The sequence below is a fragment of the Undibacterium sp. TC4M20W genome (assembly GCF_049340245.1).
Lineage (GTDB): Bacteria > Pseudomonadota > Gammaproteobacteria > Burkholderiales > Burkholderiaceae_D > Undibacterium.
This window is the reverse complement of sequence record NZ_JBMPPI010000022.1, coordinates 51678-71539: the sequence shown is the minus strand read 5'-3', so window position 1 is coordinate 71539 and position 19862 is coordinate 51678. Positions and strand designations below refer to the sequence as shown.

Below are 19862 nucleotides of genomic sequence, written 5' to 3'. Positions count from 1 at the left end.
GCATCGTGATGCACGGCCACTTCAACGTCTGTTCGCCAGCGCACGGACGCAGAGGAGAAAAATTGCCATCATGATGTCAGTTAATTCTTACTGATGAGCTTGTTGACAAAGTCTGATCAAAAAGCGCAGTGAATAAACTGGATGAAAAAAGAGCATTTACGCAAGACCACTCCAGCACAAACGGTGGCCCACAAGGTAGGCGCATGAAAATGCAAATCTTCATACAAATACTGTAATGGGTCGCTGGAGTGGTTTTGGGTAAGTGCTTGTTTGTTCATCGCCTGCTCGTGGTTTGTGCATGGTCTGTTCACTCTGAGTACGCCAGCGCACAGATCAAGTCGCTGCAAAACGGCAAGCTTTGGATATGTGCAAATAAAAAGAATCCATCATGCCTGCTGCTCCTACCAGTCCCATACAACCTGTCACTGAGGTGGCAAGCAAAGTCATCAGCCGTGAGGCTGCCAATGATCCGGCCCGCATGCCTGCACGCATCCTGCAAACTGCGCCTGGCGTACTGCAATTTTCTGGTACCTGGACAGTCTGCCAGCTCGGCAACGTCATGCGCCAGCTTGATGGCCTGCTCATGCGGCATCCAGATAGCGTCGAGCTGCACGGAGAACAAATACAAAAGATAGACAGCATCACGGCCTGGGTCTTGCAAGCTCGCTTGAAAAAATTACGTGACAGCGGTGTGCAGATCAGCATGCAAGGCTGGCCAGCGCAATACCAGCAAATGCTGGATGGGCTGGGCCCACTGCCGCAGGATACCAGTCCCGTCGTTGAAGCACCGGGCAGGCTAGAGAAAATCGGCAGGGCCACGGTGGAGGTATTCAAGGACAATCTGGCTCTGCTCGCCTTCATCGGTGAAACTGCTGTCAGCCTGCTGGGTGTGCTGCTGCACCCGCGGCGCTGGCGTGGCCGCGCTATCTTGCACAATATCCAGCTGGCAGGTTTTGAGGCGCTGCCCATCGTTGGCGTGACTTCTTTTTTGCTGGGCATAGTCATTGCTTACCAGGGGGCTGACCAGCTCAAGCATTATGGCGCCAATATCTTTGTCGTTGAATTGCTGGGTTACGCCATGTTGCGCGAATTTGCCCCGTTGATCACTGCCATCATCATCGCCGGGCGTTCTGGTTCTGCCTATGCGGCACAAATAGGCACCATGGTTGTGACAGAAGAAATCGATGCTATGCAAACCCTGGGCATCAAACCCATGGAATTGCTGGTCCTGCCCAAGTTGATGGCCCTGATGCTTGCCCTGCCTTTGCTGACCCTGTTTGCTGATCTTATCGGCATCATCGGTGGCATGCTGATGGCGGCCAGCCAGCTTGATGTCGGCATGCATGAATTTATCGATCGCTTTGCTACCGAAATCCCGCTCAAGACCCTGCTCATAGGCCTGGGTAAATCGCTGGTGTTTGCGATTGTCATCGTCATCATTGGCTGTTATCAGGGATTCCGCACCAAGGGCAATGCCGACAGCGTCGGCCGCCAGACTACCCGTAGTGTGGTGCAGGCGATTTTTATTGTCATCGTGCTGGATGCGGTGTTTTCTGTCATCTTTAATCTGCTGGGACTTTAATGAGCGCAAACCAGTCCACCAACCCGGCGCAAGAGTATGAATACGCCATAGACATGCAGCAGGTATGCACCCGCTTTGGCGAGAAGATCGTGCACCAGGGCCTGGACCTGCAGATACGCCGCGGCGAGATTTTCGCTATCGTTGGCGGTAGCGGATCAGGCAAATCAACTTTGCTGCGTGAAATGATTTTGTTGCATAAGCCCGATTCAGGCACGGTCAAAGTGCTGGGCCTGGATCTTGCCGGTGTGACCGATGAGCAGGCCAGTTCTTTACGACAGCGCTGCGGCGTGATGTTTCAAAAAGGTGGTTTGTTCGGCACCCTCACCGTTGCAGAAAACATAGGTCTGCCTTTGCGTGAACACAGTGAGCTCGACGACAAAAGCATCAATGATGTCGCCGCCCTGAAGCTGGCACTTAGTGGTCTGAAGCCGGAGGCTGCCGGCCTTTATCCCGCTGAATTAAGCGGTGGCATGCTGAAGCGGGCGGCACTGGCCAGGGCACTGGCGCTGGACCCTGAACTCCTGTTCCTAGATGAACCAACTGCGGGCTTGGACCCGGCCAGTGCCGGCGGGCTTGATAGTCTGCTGCGTCATTTGCATAAGCTATACCAGCCCACCATCGTCATGATTACCCACGATCTGGATTTACTATGGCAAGTCACGCACAGAGTGGCCGTGCTGGGGGAAGGCAAGGTACTGGCGGTAGGCAGCATGGAAGAATTATCGCAATTGCAGCACCCTGTCATACGCGATTATTTTGATGGCGCCCGTGGCCGGGCGGCACAGCAGCAAGCGGATAAACAAGCTGAACCACAAGCTGAACCACAAGCGAAACAACAAAGTGAACCGCAAGCTGCCCATAAATACGATGCCAGGAATGAAGGAAATCAGCAGAGAATTCAACAGGAAAATAAGCAACTGAATCAACAAGAAAATCAACATCAGCACACACAGGAAAACCCATGGAAACCAAAGTAAATTATACCGCCGTCGGTGCCTTTGTCCTGGCCCTGGGCGCGTTGCTGATCGCTGCCGTGCTGTGGCTGTCGGTCGGTCTGGGCAAGCGCCAGCAAACTGTTTTGTATCAATCCATCGTCAGTGAATCGGTAGCAGGCCTGAACCTGGATGCGCCAGTCAAATACCAGGGCGTGAATGTCGGCAAGGTGCGCAATATCAATCTTGACCCCGGTAATCCACAACAGGTGCAACTGGTTTTCTCCATCATCGCCGGTACTCCTATCAAGACCGATACCCTGGCCGTGCTCAAAACCCAGGGTCTGACTGGCATTGCCTATGTAGAATTAAGCGGCGGCTCACCGACAGCGCCGCTGTTGCAGGCCAGGGAAGGCCAGACTTATCCGCAGATACCAACCAAACCATCCCTGAGTGCCAGGCTGGAAAATGTCCTGAGTGCAGTACTGACCAATCTTGACCGTACTGCCGCCAACGTCAATGCTGTCCTGAACGACGAAAACCGCGCCGCCTTTGGCAAAATCCTGCATGACACCTCAGCCGTCATGGATGCCCTGGCTTCGCAAAAAAATGCCATGCGCATGGCCATCAGCAATGCTGCTGTCACCACCGCCAATACCGCCCAGGCCAGTGCCAAGATCGATGGCTTGTTCCAGCGCGTAGGCAAGAGTGCCGATGCCATTGCCAGCATGGCCGACAAGGCTGGCCAGGCCAGCGACAGCACCAGAAAAGCCGCAGATGAACTTGGTGGCGGCGTACGCCAGTTGAGCAGCGATACCCTGCCAGACCTGCAAAGATTGATGGCGGAGTTGACTACACTGTCTGCCTCCATGACCCGTCTCATAGAGCAGACAGAACATAATCCCAGCAGCCTGATCAGAGGGCGACAAGCACCACCGGCAGGGCCGGGCGAAACTAAATGAAGCTAAATAAAACTAAATGCGAAACTAAGGGAGCGACACCATGAAACACTTACCCGCAAGCAGCCTCGTACCTGTCCTGGCGCTCGCCCTGACTGCCTGTTCGGCCCTGCAGCCTGCCAATGTGCCGCCTGTGGCAGTCTATAGACTTGAGGCAAGCGCACCCGGCAGCTCAGTCGCACCCGCCAATGTCACGGCCAGTATCCTGGTTGGCAATATCCGTGCGGCAGCTGGCTTTGACACGAGCCGCATGCTTTACACGCGCCAGCCGTTTCAGGTAGAAGAATTCCAGCAAAGCCAGTGGCAAAAACCACCCGCTGCGATGCTCATGCCCCTGGTGGCGACAGCGCTGGAATCGACCGGCATGTTCAAGGCTGTTCTGCAGGCCCCCAATGCGACGCTGACAACTTACCGTCTGGATTTGGAGCTGTTGAGCCTGCAACAGGACTTCAGCAGCAAACCCAGCCACGTCCAGCTCAAGCTGCGTGCGCATTTGTCAGACCGCCAGAGTCAACAGGTCATTGCCTGGCGTGAATTCAGTATCAGCATTGCCACGACAAGCGAAGATGCTTATGGCGGTGTGCTCGCCAGCAACCAGGCGGTAGCTCAGGTCTTGCAGCAATTGCGGGTATTTTGTGTAGAACAGATTACGCTGGCAGCGCAGACAAGAAAAAAGCAGCCTTGAAACTGGCTGCTTTTGAATACAGGATCAGAGGCTCTGGAATTTCTCCAGAGCTTGCCCACTCAGGATTTCAGGATTTGCGGCTGCACAGCAAGCCTATCAGCAGGCCGACAGTGGCGGCTGTGCCCAGCGTGCCCCATGGATGTTCCTTGACATAATTATCGGTGGTTACCGCCACCTGTTTGCCAGCGGCGATCACGGATTGTTGTGCATCTTGTGTCATCTGCATGGCGGTATCGACCATCTTCATGCCGCGTGCGCGCATTTCATCGGCTTTTTCGCCGGTCAGTGCAGCGGCTGCGGTAAACAGGCCTTGTGCGTCTTTGAGCAATACTTTGATGTCTTTGTTGACAGATTTGAAGTCAGATTCGAGCATGATAGTTTCCTTTATCTAAGAGGGAATTAAGGGTTTAGTGTCTTAAGTTGGACTGCATGGAATGCAATTTCTGAGACTGCTTGTTCACTTTGTTGCCAGGGTGCTGCCATATTCCTGTTGCTGTTTACTCCAGCAGATCTCTCATGTCATCTGCATGTTCTTCTTCCTTTGCCATGATGCCGACCAGCATCTGCCTCGTCGTCGGATCGCTGTCACCGATTTTTGCCAGCATCTGGCGATAGGATTCTATGGCGACCCGTTCGGCGATGAGGTTGGCTTTGATCATTGATGCCAGGTCTTCAGTATCATCATATTCGGCATGGCTGCGCTCAGTCAGTGAAGCCGGGTTGAAGTCAGGTTTGCCATTCAACTGGACGATGCGTTCTGCCAGCAAATCGGCATGTGCCTGTTCTTCTGCCGCATGCTCCAGGAACTCTGCCTTTACGGGACCGTTGTGTATGCCAGACACCGTGTAGTAATGGCGCTTGTAGCGCAGCACGCAGACCAGTTCGGTAGCCAGTGCACCATTGAGCATGGCGATGACTTCTTCGCGATTGCCTTGATAGCCATCGGTCACTGCACCGTCATCAAGATTCCTGGCTGCTGCGCGGATGGCTGCGGTGTCCATGCCATTGCGTAGATTGCTATTGATTTCATGCATGATGTTTTTCCGGTTAAATTAAGCTTGAATTACCCTTGAATTAAGTTTATTAAGGATGTGAAAGACAGCTAGTTGCAGCAAATTCTTTCGCCTTGCCTACTTTATAAGCCTGTGCCACGATGATTTCAGTACGCTGGCGTACATAGAGCGATACCAATTTGCAGTAGTCTTGAGGCTGGCAAAAAAAAAGATCATCCATGAAATCCAACAATAAAATATTGCGTATAAGCCTCTGGCTACTTTCTGGCATCGTCGTCGTGTTTACCGTTGCCGTGGTGATCCTGCTCAATATGGACTGGAACCGCGCCAAACCCTGGCTCAATGAGCGCGCCAGTGAAGCATTAGGGCGGCCCTTCAGCATACGTGGCAACCTGGCACTCAGCTGGGAAAAACAACTCAGCGGGCCTGAGACCGCGACAGGCTGGCGCGGCAAAATACCGTGGCCACATCTTCAGGCGCAAGATATCCATATAGGCCAGCCGCCAGATGGCCAGGATGCTAAGGATGCGGCATCAAAGGCCACGGCAAAAGTCACAGAAAAAGTCACAGAAAAAAACAACGTAAAACCCGTAGCCGTGACACCTGTAGAAGAAGACATGGCGCAGATCAATGAGGTCTCGTTTTCGTTGAACCCATTGGCTCTGCTCGACAAACGTCTTGAGGTACCCTTGCTGCGCTTTCAGGACAGCAGTCTGTCACTGCAGCGCTTTGCTGACGGCAGCAATAACTGGACCTTCAAAAAAAGTACCAGTGCGTCTCCATGGCGGCTGGAATTGCGCAGGGTGGTACTTGCTAAGGGCAAGCTGCATTATGTGGATGCCATCCGCCATGCTGATATCAATGTCGATATAGAGAGCCTGGCCACAGAAGCCAATTACGGTATCAGTTGGAAGCTACAGGGTAAGCTATATGGTGAAGCCGTCACTGGCAGCGGCAAGGCGGGTGCTATCCTGAGTCTGCAGCACCAGACTCAGCCTTTCCCCATCATGGCGCAAGTGCAAATGGGCCAGACCAAGGTTAGTGTTGAAGGCAGTGTCACCAAACCCAGCGAGCTGGCCGCAGTCGATATGCAATTGCAGATCACCGGTAACAGCATGGCGCGCCTGTATCCGCTGACAGGTTTGGTCTTGCCTGAGACCCCGGCATACAGCACAGCAGGCCGCCTCAGTGCGACCCTGGGCAAAATCGACAATCACTGGAAATATGAAAAATTCACAGGCAAGGTAGGCACCAGCGACCTCGCTGGCAGTCTTGATTACCAGACCAGGAGGGCCGACAAACAGCGCCCCCTGTTACAAGGCAATATGAGTTCCCAAGTACTGCAATCTGCCGATCTGGGACCGCTGGTCGGTGCCGACTCCAATGCCAGCAAGGCCAAGCGCGGCATGGCTGCGGTCCAACCAACGGACAAAATCTTGCCGGTAGAAAATTTCCGTACCGAACGCTGGCGCAGTATTGATGCAGACGTCAATCTGAGCGCCAACAAACTGATACGCCAGAAAGAGCTGCCGATACACAAACTGCAAACCAGGTTGATACTGAAGGATGGTGTCATCACCATGCAGCCACTGAGTTTTGAACTGGCAGGTGGCCAATTGCAGGCATTCATTACCCTTGATGGCAGTGGCGGTGCCAAGAACAAAGTAAATGAAGAGGACAGTGAAGAGACCAAGGCGCATGCCATACGGGCAAAAATGCGGCTCACTGCCAGGCATATACAGTTGCAAAAATTTATCCCCACACTGGCCGCATCGAAGCTAACAGTAGGCGAGATCAATGCTGACGGTAATCTGACTGCCACTGGCAATTCCGTAGCTGTCCTGCTCGGGTCTTCGAATGGTGAACTCAGCAGCATGATAGACCATGGCTCGGTCAGCAAACTCTTGCTGGAAGAAATGGGCCTGAATATAGGCAATATCATCCTGACCCGCCTGTCTGGTGACAAGCAGGTCAAACTGAATTGCATGCTCGCTGATTTTGCCGTGACCGATGGGCAAATGAATGCACGCAGCTTCCTCATTGATACGGACGAAGCCTTGATCGATATCAGCGGCAGTGTCAATTTGCAAAAGGAAGACTTGAACCTGACCATCAAACCCAATAGCAAAGGCTTGCGTGTGTTCTCCTTGCGCGCACCTTTATATGTGCGCGGCTCATTCTTGCATCCACAAGTGTCGGTCGATAAGGGCGTGATGGCCTTGCGTGCTGGCGGTGCCATAGGTCTGGCCTTGCTGACCCCATTTGCCGCGCTACTGCCCCTGGTAAGTGCCGGGCCGGATCAGCCCAGCGGTTGTGAGGCTTTACTCAAAACAGCGAAAAAGTGAACCTGTGAATTAAGCTTGCAATACAAGGAATCAATATAAAAAAATAACAGTCTTTGCAAAAAGACTGTTATTTTTTTGGGAGGAAGCAAGTTACTTTAACAACTTGCTTCAGCTTTACTTCAGTAAGTTATTTAATACCTGCTGCTCCTGATCATGCTGGCAACTTCACGGGTCTCGGCCAGCACATCATTGACGGCCATTTGCAGCGTGTATTTTGCTTCTTCTGCTTCGCGTACCGATTCCGGCGTGCGTATCAGATGACGGCTGCGCTTGTTGAGGGCTTTTTCATATACCTTGAAGGCAAATTGCATTTCTGTGTAATCCATGGTGTTCTCCTGTTCTCTTGATTGTTAGCTTATTAGCTCATCATCACTTCATGTTTTCGTGCTGTAATGGGCGTGCACTGAATCCACCCAAATTTCGTCTGCCATGTCTGGCCATTGGTCGGGATCAAAGCCAGGCGCACTGTCGAAATGGCTTTTCTCTATATTCAAGATGAAGCGTTTATTGACTGTATCCAGCGCCAGCGCAGACCACGGTATGGCAAACAGTTTCTCGCCTATACCCAGTAAGCCGCCGTGAGCAACGACCACATAGGCTATCTTTCCGGTATGCGTATCAAGCATGATTTCTTTGACTTCACCCAGATTTTCATCAGCGTGGTTGACGACATTGTCACCTGTCAGAGTACGTGCGCCCATCAAACCAGGGCCAGGACCCTTATGCGCATTGTTGCCTTGGCCTGTATCGTAAATGTTGGAATTAATATCAATCATTATCTTTTCCTTCAAAGCATTGGAGCTTTCAGTATGTGCGTGGCAATGGATGTGATCAGTTCGATAGCGCACAAAGAAAATAAATTTTTAGCGCCGGTTTGAACTACCGGAAAGAGATAAGCAAGGAGAGACCTTGTGGGAAACAATCTATGAGTCTTGCAATGAAAATTTGTAATTCATTAACGAAAATGGCGCCACAAAAGCCTTAGCCTGTAGCGCCAATTTATTCTATTCATTTATTCTATTCATCATCCACAAAAACGAAATGCTGCTGTTCATGCATCAGCGTTGTCATTCTGACGCCTGCGATCTGTTCATGCAGCGCCTCGTCTTGCAGTCAAACTGTCATGCCGTAATAGCTGTGTATGGAATCTGCCCAGGCCTGGTTTGCCATATCTGGCCATTGATCAGAATCAAAGCCAGGCGCATTTTCAAAACGGCTCTTTTCTATGTTCAGGACAAAGCGTTTGTTGATAGTGTCCAGCGTCAGTGCTGACCACGGTACCGCAAACAGTTTTTCGCCTATGGTCAGAATGCCACCAAAAGCCACGACCGCGTAGGCAACACGGCCAGTGCGCATGTCAAGCATGATTTCTTTGATGTCACCCAGATTTTCATCGGCCTGATTGACTACATTATTACCCGTAAGAGTGTTGGCACCCATCAGTTCAGGGCCTGGACCTTTATGACCATTGGCTGGGTCACTAGGGATGTAAGTACTTGAAGTAGTATCAATCATTATCTTGTCCTTCTGGGTGAGTAGAGAACAGAGCATGCGCGCTCATGCAATTCTTAACAGTTCGATAGCACACATAAGAAGAACTTTTTGACAGCAATTTTGAATATATCCTCGCATGCTTGTCCTTGACCTGATCTTTCACTGGCCAATTTGTTGAAAGAACAAGCCGTGGAGCACAGTTTATGCAGATACTGATGACGATAATTCTGCAGGAATGTGAATTCATATTGCATACGGTCAAACATTGCTAAATACGGTTTTCCATCAGGCAATTCTCTTATACCTTTCGGTCTAATACAGTAAATAAATTCCGGCGGGCATCGTGTCTAAAGAAAATGAAAACATGACAAGAGTTCAGCGTGCAGGACATTTGATACTTGATTTTGCTATTTTATTTATATAGTTTCGCGACCGGGGCAGGGCAATGAAGACGACGTTGAAAACCAGACTCATGCTGGTGATGGGTATCATGAGTACACTCATGCTGTTGTTGGGGCTGACAGGTCTGTACGCGATGAAAGCCTCGCATGACAGCTTGAAAAGCAGCCATGAAGAACGCAGCCTGGGCCTTTATAAACTCGCCAATATGGACAAATTATTATTGGCAAACCGGCACGCCATCCTGGCAGCGCTGGCAGAGCCGGATGCCGGAAAACTCAGGACGGGTGCCGATACCATAGAACACGACAGTCGTACCATAGAGCAGTTATGGCTGGATGTTGCAACACTCCCCATGTCCACGGATGCGAGGAAAAAAGCTGACGAACTCAGTGCAGCACGGCTCAGCTTTGAGCATGCCGTGACCCTGCCCGCGATCAAGGCCATGCAGGCCGCAGACATGGCCAGCCTTCGGCAAATCAACCAGGCTGCAGACAAACTCAATGGCCCCGTCATCAGCGCCATGGACAGCTTGCGCACCCTGCAACTTGATGCACTCAATAAAGAATACGGCAGCGCCGAGGCTGACTATGCCAGGATAAGCAATCTGATGTGGGCCGCCATAGTCCTGGGCCTGGCGCTGTCAGCAGCACTGGCTTATTTCCTCATCCATGTGATCTACCAGCAGCTCGGCGGTGAGCCTGCGTATGCCGCGCAAATAGCCAGACAAATGGCAGATGGTGATTATGCTGTCAGTATCACACCAGATGTGCATGACGATGCCAGTTTGCTGGCCTCACTGCAGCAACTGCAAAGAGGGCTGGAAAAAATCGGCAAGGACATGCATCTCCATACTGGCAGCATTGTCAGGACATCCGTGCAAATACAGAGTAGCAATGCGCAACTGTCCTCACGCATGGATCAGCAGTCTGCCTCGCACACGCAGATTAGCCTGGCCGCCAGGGACCTGAGTACAGCCATACGCCAGAATTCAGAGCAGGCGCGCCAGGCAATGCAGCTTGCTGACGAGGCCAGCGAACTTGCCATTAAAAAAGCGCAGGCGGGCAGCGGGGCCATGGCTGCTATGACAGAATTGCGGCATGCCTGGGACAAGCTGGACACCAACATCCAGGTCATAGATGAACTTGTTTTCCAGCTTGATACCGCAGTGCTCAGGAGTACGGTAGAAGGCAAGGCTGTTGAGGTGGCAGAACGGGTTGAGGGCAGCGATCTGCACTTTGCCACCGTCGCATCTGAAGTGCGCGGCCTTGCACAAGGCGCTGCCTGTGCCGTGCATGAAATCAAGAACCTGCTCAATGAATCATGGGAAAGCCTTGACCGTGCAGGCAGGCTGACCAGCCAGAACAATGCCGATGCAGAAAAGTTGCTGTTCGCCCTGCAGCATGCCAATAAGCTCATGGCAGGAATCGATGGTGCAGGCAAAAAACAGGAAGCAAACCTCAGGCAGATCAGACATGCCGTCAGTGATCTTGACTATGCCAGCCGCAAGGACGCTATCCTGCTCGGCACCGCCATGACAGCTGCAAAATTAATGGAACAGCATGCCAGCCATCTGACGCACCTGAGTAATGGATTCAAACCTGGCGCAGGACACAAGGCGAAGTCGCAATTGCAGGTGGTCAGTGCAGTGGTGACCGAGCATGTGTCACACAAACGCCCGGACTTGCGTATCGTGCGTACCTGAGCCCTGATTCTTGCAAGCAGTGTTTGTTTCGCCGGCGAGTGTCATGTCACCCAGCGCTGGCCGCAGGAGTCCCCTGCCGTGCCGTGGAGACAACGGGGCTAGCGTAGAGGAAAGAAGAATTTCTCAGGCTTGCCTGCATGTAGTCCTGCGATTTCCATCGAAAAATATTTTTAAAAATAGCTTGCAAATAAGTAGTGCGCTATTTAAAATGCAAAGCATGAAAACCGCAAACGTCAAATCAGCAGCAAAAGCAGAGCAAGCCGCAACGCCGCAACTCGGTGACCAGCTTTGTTTTGCCCTGTATTCGACTTCGCTGGCCATGAATAAGCTGTACCGCAAATTGCTCAAGCAAATGGGGATCACCTATTCGCAATACCTGGTGCTGATGGTCTTGTGGGAACAGGATGAGCAAATCGTCAATGACATAGGCGAGCGCCTGATACTGGATTCAGCCACGCTGACGCCCTTGCTTAAACGCATGGAAGCGCAGGAACTGATTACCCGTGTCAGATCAGCAGCAGACGAGCGCCAGGTCATCATTTCGCTGACCAAAGCGGGGAGTGATTTGCGCAAGCAGGCAGCCAGTTTGCCGACTTCGGTCTTGTGTGCAACAGAATGTTCAGCCGATGAGGCGCGTGACCTCAAGCAAGAGATATTGAACCTGAGGGCGGCATTGATGAAGAATGTGTGAGGGTAGTTCAGAGATTTTTTGAATATTAAATATATAGTGTGCTATTTAATAGTTTGTTATGTTTATTTGTGCTGATTTGCATTGATGGCGTAGGAGTGGCTTTAGCAGCGAATGCTTGATCGATATGAATAATCGACACGGCTGAATGTTCGCGGCTAAAGCCGCTCCTACGGGACATTACGGGACATGGCTGATGTTGAAGAGATGGCTACTGACACTTTAAGCATGGGCGATTTTGTATGGCCGGGAATTTGTTGCGCCTTCAGCAGTTTGGTAAATATATAGTGCACTATTTAATAGTTAATTATTTAAATTCATGGCTAGAAAAGTCTGGAAAAAGATTTTAGCAAGAAGAAAGAAAACCAGTTTGTAGCACCCCAATGTAGTCACCACGCAGTAATCACACTGCCATAACATGAAAAGGAAATGACCATGACACACCTGAAATCCCTGCTCGCTGCAACAGCCATCAGCCTCTCCATCAGCAATGCCTTTGCAGCAGGCAGCCCCGGTGTTGAGCTGACTACCCAGGCCTTCTTGCAAGCGCTGGAAGCGGGAGGCGGCAAGCCGCTGGAACAATTGCCAGTAGCTGATGCACGTGGCGTACTGGTCGGTGCACAGGCTGGCGTCAAGCTGACATTGCCTGCTGCCGATGTATCTGAAAAAATCATCAAGGTCGATGGTGGCGACATCAAACTGACGATCGTGCGCCCGGCCGGCGTTAAAAAAACCTTGCCCGGCTTTATGTACTTCCACGGCGGCGGCTGGGTACTCGGCGATTATCCTACCCATGAAAGACTGGTGCGTGACCTGGTGGCAGAATCCGGTGCCGTTGCCATCTTCGTCAATTACACACCCTCACCAGAAGCTGGTTATGGCGTCGCCGTTCAACAGGCTTATGCAGCCACCAAATGGGTCGCTGAACACGGCAAGGAAATCCAGGTCGATGGCAGCCGACTGGCTGTCGCAGGCAATAGCGTAGGCGGCAATATGGCGACAGTGGTCAGCCTCATGGCCAAGGACAAGGGCGGCCCCAAACTGCGTTCACAAATCCTGTTGTGGCCGGTAACAGATGCCGACTTCAATAATGAATCCTATAAGCAGTTTGCCGACGGTCATTTCCTGACACGCAATATGATGAAATGGTTCTGGGACAATTACACGACCGACGCAGCCAAACGCCATGAGATTTATGCATCCCCATTACGTGCGACTAATGAGCAATTGACAGGCCTGCCACCAGCCCTGATACAAACCGCAGAATTCGATGTCCTGCGCGATGAAGGCGAAGCTTATGGCCGCAAACTCGATGCCGCCGGCGTCAAGGTCACGACTGTGCGCTACAAGGGCATGATCCATGATTTTGGTTTGTTGAATGTACTGGCCAAAGTACCGGCAGTGCGCTCAGCGATGCTGCAGGCAGGTAGTGAATTGAAGGCGAGTTTGAAGTAAGAGCCGGACGCTTCGCATTTCATAGAAGCTTGATGGTTTGTCCAGGTTTGTAGGGTGCGCCGTGCGCACCGCTTATCTTGCAACATGCGCTGATGGTGCGCACGGCGCACCTTACAAAATCGTACCTAGGTTGGGCCGGGCCTCGCTAGGCTACGCTTCATCAGCCCAACACTCGGCGTCCAAATGACGTACACGTATTGCAAATACTAAGTGTTGGGCTGATACCTCGTAGCCTGGCGAGGCTCGGCCCAACCTACGTGCTAATGGTGCGCACGGCGCACCCTACAAATGCCCGGCAACGAAGCAGAGATTCGCAACAACCTCACCGCTTAAACGCCAACAACAAAACCCCGCCCGCCACCATGCCTATACCTGCCCATTCCCGCAAGGATGGCCGTTCATCCAGAAACGCAAACGCAAACACTGCCACCAGCACCAGGCTGAATTTATCGACAGGTGCGACCTTGGATGCATCACCAAGCTTCAAAGCGCGGAAATAGCATACCCATGATGCACCCGTGGCCAGGCCAGACAAAGTCAGAAACAGCCAGGTCTTGCCAGACAGCTCCAGCGGGTTTACCCATTTACCGGCATACACCACAAACAGCGACAGCACGACGATGATGATGGCGGTACGGATCAGGGTGGCAAGGTCAGAATCCACGCCCTGTATGCCTATCTTGGCAAAAATGGCCGTCATCGCTGCAAACATCGCCGACAGGGCAGCCCAATAAAACCAGGCGTTGGATGTACTCATGGCTTGCCTCTGGTTTTCAAGTTTTGGATTGCGCCACGTTCAGCCTGTAAAAACCTGCGGCGGGACCATTTTGCACCGTCTCTGCTGTAATCGTCGCATTCTCGTCACTGAAATGCACGGGCGGCAGGGTGATGCCATTGATGACGGCTTGCAGTGTATAAGCGGGCCCGCTGCGCAAATTGTAGGGAATAAAGCCGCGTGACTGAGTGATTTCCTGCTCGAACAGGCCATGCATCTGGATGATGAAACTGACTGGCGGTGTACAGGTCTTGTACAACTGCATGAATGGTGGTGCGCTGCTGCCGCTTTCCACCACGCGCAAGACATAAGATTTGTTTTCCAGGTCCTGCTCGATCTGGGCGATATAAGCGGCGGTGTCGTTCAACTGCATCCTGTCTGACACGTATTCCCGGTTCTGGAAGTTGGCCTTGGCGAGGATGGTGCCTATGATATGGGTGGGGATCTCCAGCGTGTGGCCACTCTCTGTACGCGCCCAGTTCGCAATGACAAGGTCGCCTTTGTTGATGGTGAGAAACGCTTCGTAGCCAGTATTGTTGACTATGGTAATCGCCATGGGGAAACTCCTTGCTGAAGATAGACAGGCTCGGGGACAGGATTATTTTACCTTGTATTTTGATTAAGACAAGCCAGCCCCTTCATGCATGCGCAAGACATTGCGCATTTGCCTGACTTCTTCCAGCGGGCTGCGGCCAAACAGGCGCTTGAATTCACGGCTGAACTGCGAGCTGCTTTCATAACCCACGGTATTCGATGCGGTATAGGCATTCATGCCTGAACGTATCATCAACAGGCGCGCCTTGTGCAGTCGCATGGCCTTGATGTACTGGATAGGCGTGGTACTTGTGACCTGCTTGAAATGCAGGTGAAAGGCGGGCAGGCTCATGCCCGATTCACGCGCCAGACTATCGACATCAAGCTTGTCGCTAAAGCCATCGTGTATTTTGCGCAAGGCACGGGTGATTTTTTGAAAATGACTGCCCTGGCTCAGTGCCGCCCGCATTGCTGCACCCTGTTCACCCATGAGGATGCGGAAGTAGATTTCCCGCACGATGGCAGGTGCAAGTATCCTGGCTTCCAGCGGTGATGCCAGTGCCCGCAACAGGCGCAGCACGGCGGCTGCCAGGGTATCGTCAACCTCGGTGGCGTACATGAAGGTGGGGGTAATTGTGGCGTTGGCAGGCACATCGGCTTGCAACTGCTGCGCTTCCTGCACGGCCAGTGCCAGTTCGGCAGCCAGCGTCTGTTGTATGCCCAGGTGTATGCCCAGCATCGGTTGCTCGGGGCTCGCCTCAGTATCTGCTTCAAAAGGCATGGGGGCAGATACCACCAGGTATTGCCGCGCATCATAGGTGTACATCGCTTCACCCAGATAGGCACGCTTGCGCCCCTGCACGATGATGCAGATGCAGGGTTCATACATCACCGGCGTGCGGCTGTAGGCTTGCTCGCTACGCATGAAATGCACATAGTCGAGTGCAGATGCAGTAAAACCTTCCTGCCGCGCCATGGTGGCGACCATGGTGGCCAGTTGCTGATTGATGTCGTCCTTGTTTTGCATGTTTTGCTTATATCGTGCTCAAAGATGGCCAGAGAGGAACAGGCATTCATCATAGCAATAATCCTGGGCACTTTGCTCGCCGAATTGCTGCCAGAAATAGGATTAGGCAAGAATCAGAAAGTTTCCGGCATTTAGCTTATGACGCAGGCTGCCTATCATGGCTACATTCCGCAATCAGCGGTCATCCTTGAAAGGCAGATCATGAAACAAAAAACCTGGTTAATTACTGGTGCCACCCGTGGCATAGGCGCAGCCATCGCCAAAGCCGCACTCGATGCCGGCGACAAGGTCGTCGTCACTGGCCGCGATATCAGCAAACTGCAAAGCCAGTTCGCCAGCTATGGTGACAGGGTGCTGGCACTGACACTCGACGTCAATGATGAAGCCCAGGCACAAGCAGCCGTCAAGGCAGCCTGCACACAGTTTGACAGCCTCGATGTGCTGGTCAATAATGCGGGCTATGGTCAGCTGGGTCTGTTTGAAGAAATCAGCACGGCAGAGATACGCCAGCAATTCGACACCAATGTGTATGGCAGCATGAACATGGCACGCGCTGCCTTGCCGGTCATGCGTGAGCAAAGACGCGGGCATATCTTTAACCTGTCTTCAATAGGCGGCGTCGCCGGTTTTGAAAGCGCATCTGTCTATTGCGCCAGCAAGTTCGCGATAGAAGGTTTTTCAGAATCACTGGCGCTGGAAGTAGCACGCTTTGGCATACATATCACTATCGTTGAACCTGGCTTCTTTCGTACTGATTTCCTGGATCAGACGTCGGTACGCTATGGTGACAAAACCATTGCCGACTACGCCAGCAGCGGCATCAACAGCCGCGAGACTTTTGCCAGCTACAACCACCAGCAAGCCGGTGACCCGGTCAAACTGGGGGCTGCTGTGGTAACCATCAGCAATATGGCAGAACCACCATTGCGTTATGCCGCAGGTTCAGACGCGATAGAGGTTGTTGGTGCCAGCCTCGAAAAACACCGGCAAGAGTTGCAGCAATGGCGGGTCTTATCGGTATCGACAGATGGGGATTTTGCGTAACGCAGGTATCGCAGTAGGGTGCGCCGTGCGCACCGTCTTTGAATCATGTTGAACAAAAACGGTACGCATGGCGCACCCTACAAAAGCACCTCTCCACTATCTTTGTCAAACTGACAAAATGTGACATACTGGCACGATGTTGTTGTGTAATGGTGATCAGGGAGAGGGTGGATGCAGCTTGTTTCATATCTATCAGCGCGTGCAGGAAAGTGGATCAAAGGCACTGCCCTGATCGCCAGCTTGCTTGCCAGTGGCCTGATACAGAGTACAAGTCAGGCTGCAAATCAGGCCGCCAGCGAGATCAACTGGTATGTTTTCCCGCTGCCTCCTTTGTATATACCTGAGGGGCCGGGCAAAGGTGAGGGCATTGTTGATCTGGCGCTGCAACGTCATCTCATTCCGAACCTGCCGGGCTATCAGCACAAGTTCATCAACGTGCCACTCAAGCGTCTCGAGCTCATGCTCAGGGATGAAGGCAATGCCTGCGCGCTTGGCCTGTTCAAAAATGCCGAGCGTGAAAAAACCATGGTGTTCTCCACGCCATTCTTTGCCCAGATACCACCCGGTGCCATGATACCGCGTGCGCAAATTGCCCAACTGCGCCCTTATTTACTTGCCGGTGATAAACTCAATTTCAGCAAGCTGCTGGAAGACGAAGTACTGACTGTCGGTGTGCAAAGTGGCCGCAGCTACGGTGCAGCGATAGACGATCTGCTGGCAATCTACAAGGGCAAGAAAAATATCTTTTTGAACAGCGCCCCCAATGCAGCAAAAAGCCTGTTCCAGATGAATGCCCTGGGCCGTGTCAACCTCATCCTCGGCTACCCGTATGAAGCCAATTTCCTCAACAACCGCGACAGTGCTGATTTTGTCGATCTGAAATTCTATCCGCTGCAAGAGCAACCGGCTTTCCTGTCCGGCTATGCTGCCTGTTCCAAAGGTCCGTTTGGCGAGCAAGTCATCGAGCAGATCAATACCATACTCGCCCGCCGCGACATACTCGAAGCCATCGCCGCCTATTACGAAGGCTGGTTGCCAGAAGATGCGCACCCACTGGCGCGCCAGGTGTTTAACCTGGCTTTTCCTGTCAAGGCAAGAGCACGTAAATAAAGCGGCCGATAAATAATCTTTGCAGGCGCAGACCTGCCACGTAATTGATTGTAGAATAATTACCCTCACTCCTTAACCTTAGCTATCCTACTTACTGGCTTATTCATTATGGCAAACGACACGACGACAATATTCAGTACTTCAAGCACACTTAACTGCATAGTCAAAACCGATTTTCAGACGTCAAGCACGCGCGTGATGGCGACCGATGCCAATGCGCCTGCCGGGCTGGCGTTTGATGCCGATAATCAACTGTATTTTGCCGACAGCGGTACAGGATCCATCCGCATTGCCAGTGATACAGGGACGCGTGTCTTTGCAACCGGCCTGGGCAGGCCCAATGGCATCGCATTTGGCAGCGACAATCTTTTATATGTCGCCGATACCGGGGCCAATATGCTGAAAGTGATAGACCAGCAGGGCAAGGTGCGTGATCTGGCTGCCATCAACCGCCCCGTTTACATCAGTGCGCATGGCAATGATCTTGTGGTTGAATGCAATGACGGGCAGATCAGCAGGTATGATCAGAGCGGCAAAGGTGCAGTGTTCCACAAGCTGGCGACACCCTCCACCGGCTTGGCTATTGATGCCGAGGGTAATATTTATTTCGGTGGTAACTGGGACGATAAACATCGGCCCTTGATCCACAAGATAAGCAAAACTGGCCAGACCAGTGTGTATATGACTGGGCCATGGTCCCGCAAGTTCGATGTATTGGGTTTTACAAAAACGGGCTACCTGTTCTTTGCGCAAGGCAATGACATGATCCACTTGTGGCAATCAGAAGAGATGAGTTTCGCCAGGAGTGCTGCTTACCCTGGCTATGCCGCTGTCAGGCGTGATTTCAATTTCCCGCCAGGCTGAGGTCATGATGACTTTTGCCTCAGCCCCTGTTCACCATGCAACTTGACAGATTCGACCGCCAGTTACTCAATCTCGTGCAGCAAGATTCCAGCCTGGCGGCTGAGCGCCTGGCTGAACAGGTGCCGCTGTCACCATCTGCCATACAAAGACGCCTGCGCCGCATGCGTGAGCAGGGTGTCATCCTGCGGGATGCTGCAATCGTTGATCCGCTTAAAATTGGCCGTCCGAATTTTTTCATCGTCTCACTCGAAGTTGAGCGCGAACGGCCAGAACTGCTGGCGCAACTGCGCACCTGGCTCAATGAGCATGAACATATACAGCAAGCCTTTTACGTCACCGGCGAAGTTGATTTTGTCCTCATCGTCACCGCACCCCATATGGAAGCCTTTGATGCCCTGATGTCGCGCCTCATGCAAGAGAATGTCAACGTCAGGCGCTTCACCACCAATGTCAGCCTGGGTCTGGTCAAGCGCGGTTTGACTATCCCTGTGCCACTCGACGAGGCTGAATAAATACAGCTCAGTCCTGGGTTTCACCTGACAGAGGCGTCGCCAGCATGGACGGGCGGTTGATGAATGTTTCATACCATGCCACCAGCCTGGGGCGACCATCCCTGAAACCGGGCAAGCCGCGAAATTCCAGCCAGCTCAAGGATGTTGCCACGGCGATGTGGCCGATATGGACTTGGCCATCGATATCCAGTTCTTGCTCCAGCCAGTCATAGCTGGCCAGCAGCTTTTGCGTATGACCATCACGTAGCGGCGGGTAGCGCAGGGCTTCCGGGCGGCGCGAGGTTTCCCAGCGCACTGCGATGCCAGAGTCTGCCATGCCCTTGGCCACTGCCTGCACCCGCAAGGCATGCCAGTGCGCCTCACCCTCGCGCGGGATCAAGGGCCTGCCAGTGTGCAGGGTATCAAGATATTCACAAATCACATCAGAATCAAACAGCGGCGGCAAGCCGGGGCGTAGCAACACTGGCACCTTGCCCAGAGGGTTTTGCGCATACACAGCTTCATTACGATTGGTCGGGCTGGTTTCATGATGGATGACTTCTATCTGCCCGGCCAGGCCAGCTTCATGGGCGAATACCAATGCCTTGCGGGCATAGGGAGAATGGGTTTGGTAGAGTAGTTGCATAATGAAAGCGTCCTGAGTTTGCATGAAAATATAACAAGCCTGAGGGATATTCCACTGGCTGTGCTGAAAAGACATGCTAAATCAGAGTGTCTGAATTTTCCCCGCATTTGTCGC

At 52.5% G+C, this 19862-nt stretch carries 21 protein-coding genes; 12 read left to right on the top strand and 9 right to left on the bottom strand.

The genetic code is table 11. The features are described from left to right. The first annotated feature begins 388 nt into the window (after window positions 1–388). From ACO0LL_RS22075 to ACO0LL_RS22060, 4 genes are read left to right on the top strand one after another with little or no spacing between them, the layout of a single operon-like run. A complete protein-coding gene (locus ACO0LL_RS22075; protein ID WP_422952974.1) occupies window positions 389–1582 on the top strand; it encodes an MlaE family ABC transporter permease in 1194 nt (397 codons plus the stop codon). Continuing rightward, complete coding sequence (locus ACO0LL_RS22070; protein ID WP_422952973.1) at window positions 1582–2559, top strand: ABC transporter ATP-binding protein; 978 nt, start codon at window positions 1582–1584, stop codon at window positions 2557–2559. The genes ACO0LL_RS22075 and ACO0LL_RS22070 overlap by 1 nt, the downstream gene beginning before the upstream one ends. Further along, window positions 2544–3476 (top strand): MlaD family protein, encoded by a 933-nt coding sequence (locus ACO0LL_RS22065; RefSeq protein ID WP_422952972.1) that lies wholly within the window; start codon window positions 2544–2546, stop codon window positions 3474–3476. The genes ACO0LL_RS22070 and ACO0LL_RS22065 overlap by 16 nt, the downstream gene beginning before the upstream one ends. 40 nt (window positions 3477–3516) lie before the next feature. Further along, window positions 3517–4158, top strand: coding sequence for an ABC-type transport auxiliary lipoprotein family protein (locus ACO0LL_RS22060; RefSeq protein WP_422952971.1), 642 nt, complete (start codon window positions 3517–3519; stop codon window positions 4156–4158). Between the two features lie 67 nt (window positions 4159–4225). Here the strand turns inward: ACO0LL_RS22060 and ACO0LL_RS22055 are convergent, their stop codons facing one another. Continuing rightward, entirely contained in the window at window positions 4226–4531 is a 306-nt protein-coding gene (locus tag ACO0LL_RS22055) for a DUF883 family protein (protein ID WP_422952970.1), read from the bottom strand. A 124-nt stretch (window positions 4532–4655) separates the two neighbouring features. After that, window positions 4656–5192 carry a ferritin-like domain-containing protein gene (locus tag ACO0LL_RS22050; protein WP_422952969.1) on the bottom strand — a complete coding sequence of 179 codons (537 nt, stop codon included), beginning with the start codon at window positions 5190–5192 and terminating at the stop codon, window positions 4656–4658. Window positions 5193–5389: 197 nt separating this feature from the next. On the opposite strand from ACO0LL_RS22050, the gene ACO0LL_RS22045 reads away from it, so the two are divergent. Continuing rightward, window positions 5390–7516 (top strand): AsmA family protein, encoded by a 2127-nt coding sequence (locus ACO0LL_RS22045; protein ID WP_422952968.1) that lies wholly within the window; start codon window positions 5390–5392, stop codon window positions 7514–7516. A gap of 131 nt (window positions 7517–7647) precedes the next feature. Here the strand turns inward: ACO0LL_RS22045 and ACO0LL_RS22040 are convergent, their stop codons facing one another. The 3 genes from ACO0LL_RS22040 to ACO0LL_RS22030 all read right to left on the bottom strand — a co-directional run bounded on the left by ACO0LL_RS22040 (window position 7648) and on the right by ACO0LL_RS22030 (window position 9031). Continuing rightward, the gene (locus tag ACO0LL_RS22040; RefSeq protein ID WP_422952967.1) at window positions 7648–7842 is read right to left on the bottom strand and encodes a hypothetical protein; all 195 of its coding nucleotides are present in this window, start codon (window positions 7840–7842) and stop codon (window positions 7648–7650) included. A gap of 48 nt (window positions 7843–7890) precedes the next feature. After that, on the bottom strand, window positions 7891–8292 hold the full coding sequence (locus ACO0LL_RS22035) for a PRC-barrel domain-containing protein (RefSeq protein ID WP_422952966.1): 402 nt from the start codon (window positions 8290–8292) through the stop codon (window positions 7891–7893). 337 nt (window positions 8293–8629) lie between these two features. Then, window positions 8630–9031, bottom strand: coding sequence for a PRC-barrel domain-containing protein (locus ACO0LL_RS22030; protein ID WP_422952965.1), 402 nt, complete (start codon window positions 9029–9031; stop codon window positions 8630–8632). A gap of 424 nt (window positions 9032–9455) precedes the next feature. Between ACO0LL_RS22030 and ACO0LL_RS22025 the strand changes: the two genes are divergently transcribed. From ACO0LL_RS22025 to ACO0LL_RS22015, 3 genes are all read left to right on the top strand, one after another. Continuing rightward, complete coding sequence (locus ACO0LL_RS22025) at window positions 9456–11114, top strand: Tar ligand binding domain-containing protein (RefSeq protein ID WP_422952964.1); 1659 nt, start codon at window positions 9456–9458, stop codon at window positions 11112–11114. A gap of 217 nt (window positions 11115–11331) precedes the next feature. Beyond that, entirely contained in the window at window positions 11332–11805 is a 474-nt protein-coding gene (locus tag ACO0LL_RS22020) for a MarR family winged helix-turn-helix transcriptional regulator (protein ID WP_422952963.1), read from the top strand. Between the two features lie 432 nt (window positions 11806–12237). Next, entirely contained in the window at window positions 12238–13257 is a 1020-nt protein-coding gene (locus tag ACO0LL_RS22015) for an alpha/beta hydrolase (protein WP_422952962.1), read from the top strand. Window positions 13258–13579: 322 nt separating this feature from the next. Here the strand turns inward: ACO0LL_RS22015 and ACO0LL_RS22010 are convergent, their stop codons facing one another. The 3 genes from ACO0LL_RS22010 to ACO0LL_RS22000 form a co-directional block, all read right to left on the bottom strand. Further along, the gene (locus ACO0LL_RS22010; protein ID WP_422952961.1) at window positions 13580–14014 is read right to left on the bottom strand and encodes an EamA family transporter; all 435 of its coding nucleotides are present in this window, start codon (window positions 14012–14014) and stop codon (window positions 13580–13582) included. 16 nt (window positions 14015–14030) lie between these two features. Then, entirely contained in the window at window positions 14031–14588 is a 558-nt protein-coding gene (locus ACO0LL_RS22005; protein WP_422952960.1) for a hypothetical protein, read from the bottom strand. Between the two features lie 63 nt (window positions 14589–14651). Beyond that, on the bottom strand, window positions 14652–15593 hold the full coding sequence (locus ACO0LL_RS22000; RefSeq protein ID WP_422952959.1) for an AraC family transcriptional regulator: 942 nt from the start codon (window positions 15591–15593) through the stop codon (window positions 14652–14654). Window positions 15594–15794: 201 nt separating this feature from the next. On the opposite strand from ACO0LL_RS22000, the gene ACO0LL_RS21995 reads away from it, so the two are divergent. From ACO0LL_RS21995 to ACO0LL_RS21980, 4 genes are all read left to right on the top strand, one after another. After that, window positions 15795–16637, top strand: a complete 843-nt coding sequence (locus ACO0LL_RS21995) for an oxidoreductase (RefSeq protein ID WP_422952958.1) — start codon at window positions 15795–15797, stop codon at window positions 16635–16637. A gap of 171 nt (window positions 16638–16808) precedes the next feature. Then, on the top strand, window positions 16809–17747 hold the full coding sequence (locus ACO0LL_RS21990) for a TIGR02285 family protein (protein ID WP_422952957.1): 939 nt from the start codon (window positions 16809–16811) through the stop codon (window positions 17745–17747). A gap of 198 nt (window positions 17748–17945) precedes the next feature. Next, a complete protein-coding gene (locus ACO0LL_RS21985; RefSeq protein ID WP_422952956.1) occupies window positions 17946–18611 on the top strand; it encodes a hypothetical protein in 666 nt (221 codons plus the stop codon). Between the two features lie 35 nt (window positions 18612–18646). Next, window positions 18647–19123, top strand: coding sequence for an Lrp/AsnC family transcriptional regulator (locus ACO0LL_RS21980; RefSeq protein ID WP_422952955.1), 477 nt, complete (start codon window positions 18647–18649; stop codon window positions 19121–19123). A 7-nt stretch (window positions 19124–19130) separates the two neighbouring features. On the opposite strand, the gene ACO0LL_RS21975 is transcribed toward ACO0LL_RS21980, so the two are convergent. Then, the gene (locus ACO0LL_RS21975; RefSeq protein WP_422952954.1) at window positions 19131–19748 is read right to left on the bottom strand and encodes a glutathione S-transferase family protein; all 618 of its coding nucleotides are present in this window, start codon (window positions 19746–19748) and stop codon (window positions 19131–19133) included. Window positions 19749–19862 lie beyond the last annotated feature (114 nt).

Bases quoted from the DNA above. Each gene is read 5' to 3' on its own strand.
- ACO0LL_RS22055 (WP_422952970.1), bottom strand. From the start codon at position 4,531: ATGCTCGAATCTGACTTCAAATCTGTCAACAAAGACATCAAAGTATTG.
- ACO0LL_RS22005 (WP_422952960.1), bottom strand. From the start codon at position 14,588: ATGGCGATTACCATAGTCAACAATACTGGCTACGAAGCGTTTCTCACC.
- ACO0LL_RS22025 (WP_422952964.1), top strand. From the start codon at position 9,456: ATGAAGACGACGTTGAAAACCAGACTCATGCTGGTGATGGGTATCATG.
- ACO0LL_RS22075 (WP_422952974.1), top strand. From the start codon at position 389: ATGCCTGCTGCTCCTACCAGTCCCATACAACCTGTCACTGAGGTGGCA.
- ACO0LL_RS22040 (WP_422952967.1), bottom strand. From the start codon at position 7,842: ATGGATTACACAGAAATGCAATTTGCCTTCAAGGTATATGAAAAAGCC.
- ACO0LL_RS21980 (WP_422952955.1), top strand. From the start codon at position 18,647: ATGCAACTTGACAGATTCGACCGCCAGTTACTCAATCTCGTGCAGCAA.
- ACO0LL_RS22035 (WP_422952966.1), bottom strand. From the start codon at position 8,292: ATGATTGATATTAATTCCAACATTTACGATACAGGCCAAGGCAACAAT.
- ACO0LL_RS22020 (WP_422952963.1), top strand. From the start codon at position 11,332: ATGAAAACCGCAAACGTCAAATCAGCAGCAAAAGCAGAGCAAGCCGCA.
- ACO0LL_RS21990 (WP_422952957.1), top strand. From the start codon at position 16,809: ATGCAGCTTGTTTCATATCTATCAGCGCGTGCAGGAAAGTGGATCAAA.
- ACO0LL_RS22060 (WP_422952971.1), top strand. From the start codon at position 3,517: ATGAAACACTTACCCGCAAGCAGCCTCGTACCTGTCCTGGCGCTCGCC.
- ACO0LL_RS22010 (WP_422952961.1), bottom strand. From the start codon at position 14,014: ATGAGTACATCCAACGCCTGGTTTTATTGGGCTGCCCTGTCGGCGATG.
- ACO0LL_RS22050 (WP_422952969.1), bottom strand. From the start codon at position 5,192: ATGCATGAAATCAATAGCAATCTACGCAATGGCATGGACACCGCAGCC.
- ACO0LL_RS22030 (WP_422952965.1), bottom strand. From the start codon at position 9,031: ATGATTGATACTACTTCAAGTACTTACATCCCTAGTGACCCAGCCAAT.
- ACO0LL_RS22070 (WP_422952973.1), top strand. From the start codon at position 1,582: ATGAGCGCAAACCAGTCCACCAACCCGGCGCAAGAGTATGAATACGCC.
- ACO0LL_RS21975 (WP_422952954.1), bottom strand. From the start codon at position 19,748: ATGCAACTACTCTACCAAACCCATTCTCCCTATGCCCGCAAGGCATTG.
- ACO0LL_RS21995 (WP_422952958.1), top strand. From the start codon at position 15,795: ATGAAACAAAAAACCTGGTTAATTACTGGTGCCACCCGTGGCATAGGC.
- ACO0LL_RS21985 (WP_422952956.1), top strand. From the start codon at position 17,946: ATGGCGACCGATGCCAATGCGCCTGCCGGGCTGGCGTTTGATGCCGAT.
- ACO0LL_RS22045 (WP_422952968.1), top strand. From the start codon at position 5,390: ATGAAATCCAACAATAAAATATTGCGTATAAGCCTCTGGCTACTTTCT.
- ACO0LL_RS22015 (WP_422952962.1), top strand. From the start codon at position 12,238: ATGACACACCTGAAATCCCTGCTCGCTGCAACAGCCATCAGCCTCTCC.
- ACO0LL_RS22000 (WP_422952959.1), bottom strand. From the start codon at position 15,593: ATGCAAAACAAGGACGACATCAATCAGCAACTGGCCACCATGGTCGCC.
- ACO0LL_RS22065 (WP_422952972.1), top strand. From the start codon at position 2,544: ATGGAAACCAAAGTAAATTATACCGCCGTCGGTGCCTTTGTCCTGGCC.